The organism is Bradyrhizobium sp. P5_C12, assembly GCF_054049735.1.
In genome coordinates, this window is record NZ_JBFULU010000103.1 from 1 (window position 1) to 5,439 (window position 5,439).

Below are 5,439 nucleotides of genomic sequence, written 5' to 3' on the forward strand. Positions count from 1 at the left end.
TCCGGCCCTCGAATTCCGCAGAAAACCCTATGATTACCGGCAATTTCGTGGTGCCGGCTGAGGGGATTGAACCCCCGACCTTCGGTTTACAAAACCGCTGCTCTACCGCTGAGCTAAGCCGGCGACGCTGGAAAGCGGGGCAGGGGCCGGCATGCGCCGGGACATCTGCGCCCGCGCGCCGCAATACCAGACTTGGTTGGAAAGTGCCAGAACCCGCGACCATCGCGGATATGAATCAGGCGACCCAAGGCCGCCTGATCTGTCTCGCTCGACTTATGTCGCCTTATTGGCAGATGTGCTGGCGGCCGTCCTCGCCCTTGACCCAGCTACCGGGTCGGCAAACGATGCCGTTGCGAGCCGCGTAGGTATCCCAGTTGCCATACCAACCCATTTCGCCACGGGCGCCGTTGTAGCCGCCGGAATTGTCATAGGCGTATGAGTTGTCCCAGCTGCGGAACGGCGCCGAGGCAACGGCTGCCGCGGTGCCGACAGCGGCGCCTGCAACCGCGCCCGCAGTATCCACCGGCCAGAAGCCCGATTGTGTTCCATCATTCGAATTCACTTGCCGGGCCATGTGCCGGCGGCGATAGCCGCGGTCGGTGGTGGGATTGCCGGCGCCGAGATTCTGGCAATTGGGATCCTGGAAGGGCCCGGTGCAGCGGGCCGAATTGTCGGTCAACGTTTGCGCGAAGGCCGGTGTTGCCAGCGTGGACGCAACGATGGCGGCCAAGCCAACAAGCTTCAGGCTTGTCATGGCATTTGCTCCATGTGGTTGAGACCTGTGCTAAGTGCGACGTCCGGCAGTCGTTCCGCGTTTTCTCGGATGCGAAGTCACATCGACGTGAGCCCGCCCAGGATGTGCATCTTGCGCCACGCAACCCTGCGCGCATCGGTGCGCGGCGATGATCTGCTGCCCGTTAACGCTTCGCTAGTGCGCTTTGCCGCATTTGAGCGGCAGTCAATCCTTACGTGTTAGGCTTACCGGAAATTGGTCAATCGGCCTTAACCCTCTCTGCGTCGCGATCGGATAGGTTGTGTTCCGGAACAACCGGGATCCCGCCATGCGCGCTCTGGCGCTCGCAGCCTTTCTGATCGGACTGCCGACGGCGGCGCTTGCCGGCGGCGGTTTCGATATCGTCGTTCCCGGCCGCCCCGGCGTGCCCATCATCATCAACAACATCGATGCGTCCTACACCGTCGTCGAGGGTGTCTGGGGCCTGGGGAAGAACGTCCAGGTGCAGCCCACGATCTATGGCGGGCGCTACATCGCCGAGCGGCAGCCTTCCGATGTCGGCCATTATTATCCGACCCTGGGCTTGCGGCCGGGTTACGGCCGCCTCGAAGTCGAGCCGCCCGCGAACCGCAAATTGCCGCAGCCGGCCGAGAGCTATCACCAAACCTGGGGCGCGCAGTCGATGCCGCTGCCGCCGCAGATGGACATTCCCGTCAATCCGCCGCCGGTGATCTTTGCACCGGAGATCAATGCCAATCCACCGCACCATCGGCGGCGACCACGGGCCGAGGGGCCCGGCAGACCGCCCGGTTAAGAAACGTCAAAATCCAACAAACAGAAATCAACAGGAGAGAGTAATGCGTCAGATGATTTCGGGACTGGTCGCGGCGGCTGCCGTGATGTTCGTCGGGGCCGCGCCGGCCGCGGCTTGCGGCTTCAGCACGTGCGCGCCAGTGGCGCCGGTCTACAGCGGCTGCAACACGGGTTGCGGTAGCTGGGGTTATGGCCCGGGTTATGGCGGTTGGGGCTTTGAGCACCTCGCCGAGCCGGCCACTCAGTATTACTACGTCAACCAGGGCCCGACCTACACCGGCCCCGGCGCCTTCGCGCCGTACCCGACCTATCGTGAAGACGCAGTCGTCGCGCCCGCCAATTACGGCTACGGCCGTGGTTATGGCTACGGCAACGGCTATGGCTATCGTGCCGCCGCGGTCGAAGCGCCGGCCGCCTATCCCTATCGCCGGCCCTATTATCGTCCGTACCGCTACGGCTATGGCCCGCGCCACGGCTATCTGCCGCGCGTGCATTACGGCTACGGTCCCCGCTACGGCTACGCCCGTCGCGCTGCGCCGTACTATTACGGCGGCCACCGGGTGCTGCGCCGCTATTACTGATCGTTTGATCGGTTGAAATGAGAGACGCCCGTCCGCGTGATGCGGACGGGCGTTTTGTTTCGCTACCGCTTCATCAACCCAAGACGGCTCGCGCCAACGTACAGCGAGAGCACGGCGGCGTTCGACACGTTGAGGCTCTTGATCTCGCCGGGCATGTCGAGCCGCGCCACCACGCTGCAGGTTTCGCGCGTCAATTGCCGCAGACCCTTGCCCTCGGCGCCGAGCACCAGCGCGAGCGGCTCGCGCAGCACGACCTCGCTCAAATCCGCGCTGCCCTCGCTGTCGAGCCCGACGGTCTGGAAACCGCTTTCGTTCAGCGTGGTCAGCGCGCGGGCGAGATTTTGCACGGTGATCATCGGCACCAGCTCGAGCGCGCCKGAGGCGGCTTTCGCCAGCACGCCGGTCGCTTCCGGACTGTGGCGCGCGGTGGTGACGATCGCCTTCACCGCAAAGGCGGCGGCGGAGCGCAGGATGGCGCCGACATTGTGGGGATCGGTGATCTGGTCGAGCACCAGCACCATGCCCTCCTGCTCCAGGGTCTCGATGTCGGGCGAGGGCAGGGGATCGGCCTCCGCGAGCAGGCCCTGGTGCACGGCGTCGGGCGAGAGCAGGCGATCGATGTCCTGCGGCCGGACGATCTCGGGCGCGATGCGGGTTTCGATGTTTTCGTCCGCCAGGCGGCGGGCGGCGTTCTCGGTCAGGGTCAGCTTGCGGATCCGCCGCGCAGGGTTTGCGAGGGCCATGGTGACGGTGTGCCAGCCATAGAGGATGACGGGCCCGTCGGGGGCCGAATCGCGGTCGCGCCAGGCTGGCCGACCAGCCGATTTTCCCGGTCTGTTGAAGGGCTTAGTCCCGCCACGCGGGCCCCTGGGGATGAATTTTCGATCCTTCATGGGCTCGCTTGTGTCACGGGTCCCCGAATATGGCAATTTGGGTGCGACCGGGGGCCATTTTAGCTGTTCGCCTCGGTTGACTTTACCCCACCGCTTCGCCCATAACCGCGCCCGGTCGCGCCCCCATCCGGGCTGTCGCGGCCTTCACGTTCCATGGCCGTCTTCGGTCCGCCGGCAAAGGTCCGGCCCGATTGTGCTGCCGTCGAGCGGGGGAGTGTCCCGAGTGGCAAAGGGAGCTGACTGTAAATCAGCCGCCTCATGGCTTCGCAGGTTCGAGTCCTGCCTCCCCCACCAACGTTTTCAGCGGCTTAGAGCGACGGTGCTTCCCAAGACCGATCGGCAATGCTGGTTGGGAAGCACATGGGAAGCATCACGCGTCTGCCGTCATCGGAGCGCGATCCTTGACCTCTTGATAACTCACGGCATTTGAACCCAACGGCTTCCCCAGCCCATTCTTAAAGCTTACGGTTGTGTTTTAACCCTTAGCGGCTGGGATTCGATGCAGTACACCAATTCCGAAATGAAGCTCGATCAACTGATCGGCTGGGTTGGGCCATCTCGAGATACATGTGCACGAGGATTGCAGCATCGAGCGAGGAAGCAGGTAGGCGAGGGTCGTCCACGACACTCGGACGGACTGCCCTAGAGGCCAAGTCAGAGTTGAAGCCCATAAACGACTCCGAGCCAATGGCAACAGCTCTAACGTCCTAGTACTCGCCGGACGCAAAGCATTCTGATTTCGTTAGTTTGGTGTAGTTGCTCAGCACTCGGGGGATCAATGGATCCTAGAGTCTCGGTACTAAACTTCGTTTCCAATTCTGAAGCCATGCAGATGCAAATCTGCAAGCAAGCGTTCGTCGAAAAGCTGCCTTGCTGCCCGCAGCCGTTTCGGCACGCTGAGAGAAACTGCGGTCGCCATTCTGCAGCCGTGGCGACTGTTATAAAATTGATGGCAGCTATCGTCAGAGCTGGGAGAAACGCGGACATTACTTCGCTTCCCTTTTTTAGTTTGCTGATGGGCCGCTCTAATTCGACTCCATCTTTTTCAATATCTAGCTACTTGCGTAGTTGTCCCCTGAAGCGGAACCACAAATGACCGATCAGTGATAGGACTATGGCGGCCACAATTATCGGAAGCCAAATCGACGTGGTTATGATGAACAAGGAAACGATGACCACACGTCCAAAGACCGATTCGCTGACCGGATTCTTAAGGCGAGCGAAATAGGCGTAGATAATAAAAATGGTGGCCGGCACCATCCACGCGGCGACAAGCACCAGTAACAGGTCAACAAGTTGGCTGGCATAATGGTGCATGAGCGCACCTCCTGACAGCGTCGGCGCGAGTTGCTATCACCGCTGCGAGAGAGGCGGTGATTGTCGACGATAATTGGTCTTTGTTCGCGTTGATGGGCATCTGCACGCTCGGCATCAAACTCATGCGAACCCGCAGCCTTCGAAGCTAGGGCCTCTCAACGCGCACTCGTTGAGATGGCTCGGGCAAGGGCTCGTCCAATGCAATCATAACCATCGGCGGTGTTGTGCAATCCGTCCCACGTTACAAGCGCGCTTTGCGCAACTCCGGCACCGACCGAGTTTCGCATCAGCGCAAAACGAGAGAACAGCCCGACCCGTTCCTGTTTTGCGACATCGATGATGATGTCCTCCATCGTCGAATAACCAACTGAAGCGAGCACCTGTGGCGCATATTGCAGATCCATCAACACGACATCGGCAGACCCCGCCTTAAGTGCCCTTACCCCTTCAAGAACGCTTCTTTTGAGCCCGTGGTCCGGCCGGCCACCCCAGGCGACGTCATTAGTACCTAATTGCCAGATAACGAGATCAGGCGTGTGCGCGAAAACGTCACGCTCGAACCGTGCAACGTTGTTCGGAATCGTATCGCCGACTCGGCCGCTGTTGATGACCTCGATCGTCGCGTTCGATCTAAGTCTCGATAGCTCTCGGCGCATGACCTCCGGATATGTGGCCGCTGACCTGAGCATCCAGAGTCCTACGGTCGACGATGATCCGATCGCTACAATCCTTAACGGCTCACCAGATTTCAAACGCGACGCTGTGCGGGGCAATTGTGCACCCAGCGAGGTGTTGAAATTTGCTGAAAGGCATTTCTCGGCAGATGATAACTCGTCTTGCGCTTGAGAGGACCCACTGCCAGACAATCCGATAAGCAAGGCCGCGCCGATTGACGCCATTATTCCAGCGGCTCGGGCACGGAGGGCAAAGTAGGTCAAAAACATGTCCCCCCATAACCGGTCGATTCTCTCTTGACAACCGTTAGCGTCAGACGTTTCGCTATATCCTTGAATTACAGGTCGATTGACGCGTGGGCAGTGAGTAAACACGATGATTCCGCGGGTAGTCGCGGGTGAGACCATGACCGGACAGCCTGTAGCGA

The 5,439-nt window shown here is 60.8% G+C and carries 6 protein-coding genes and 2 tRNA genes; 3 read left to right on the plus strand and 5 right to left on the minus strand.

Features of this window, described 5'->3' with window-relative positions; all coding sequences use genetic code 11:
- Window positions 1–48: 48 nt before the first annotated feature.
- Together ACXJMY_RS37560 and ACXJMY_RS37565 are read right to left on the minus strand one after the other, a co-directional pair.
- Window positions 49–123: transfer RNA gene (locus tag ACXJMY_RS37560), tRNA-Thr, on the minus strand.
- A gap of 160 nt (window positions 124–283) precedes the next feature.
- On the minus strand, window positions 284–754 hold the full coding sequence (locus tag ACXJMY_RS37565) for a hypothetical protein (RefSeq protein WP_456624392.1): 471 nt from the start codon (window positions 752–754) through the stop codon (window positions 284–286).
- 307 nt (window positions 755–1,061) lie between these two features.
- Between ACXJMY_RS37565 and ACXJMY_RS37570 the strand changes: the two genes are divergently transcribed.
- On the plus strand, window positions 1,062–1,547 hold the full coding sequence (locus ACXJMY_RS37570; protein ID WP_456624393.1) for a hypothetical protein: 486 nt from the start codon (window positions 1,062–1,064) through the stop codon (window positions 1,545–1,547).
- Between the two features lie 43 nt (window positions 1,548–1,590).
- Window positions 1,591–2,127 (plus strand): hypothetical protein, encoded by a 537-nt coding sequence (locus ACXJMY_RS37575; protein WP_456624394.1) that lies wholly within the window; start codon window positions 1,591–1,593, stop codon window positions 2,125–2,127.
- A 62-nt stretch (window positions 2,128–2,189) separates the two neighbouring features.
- Here the strand turns inward: ACXJMY_RS37575 and rlmB are convergent, their stop codons facing one another.
- Window positions 2,190–3,020: a 23S rRNA (guanosine(2251)-2'-O)-methyltransferase RlmB gene (gene rlmB / locus ACXJMY_RS37580; protein WP_456624395.1), complete on the minus strand. Its 831-nt coding sequence runs from the start codon at window positions 3,018–3,020 to the stop codon at window positions 2,190–2,192.
- A 208-nt stretch (window positions 3,021–3,228) separates the two neighbouring features.
- Between rlmB and ACXJMY_RS37585 the strand changes: the two genes are divergently transcribed.
- Window positions 3,229–3,314: transfer RNA gene (locus tag ACXJMY_RS37585), tRNA-Tyr, on the plus strand.
- 762 nt (window positions 3,315–4,076) lie between these two features.
- Here ACXJMY_RS37585 and ACXJMY_RS37590 read toward each other — a convergent pair.
- On the minus strand, window positions 4,077–4,337 hold the full coding sequence (locus ACXJMY_RS37590) for a hypothetical protein (protein WP_071911332.1): 261 nt from the start codon (window positions 4,335–4,337) through the stop codon (window positions 4,077–4,079).
- A 155-nt stretch (window positions 4,338–4,492) separates the two neighbouring features.
- Entirely contained in the window at window positions 4,493–5,275 is a 783-nt protein-coding gene (locus ACXJMY_RS37595; RefSeq protein ID WP_456624396.1) for an SGNH/GDSL hydrolase family protein, read from the minus strand.
- Window positions 5,276–5,439 lie beyond the last annotated feature (164 nt).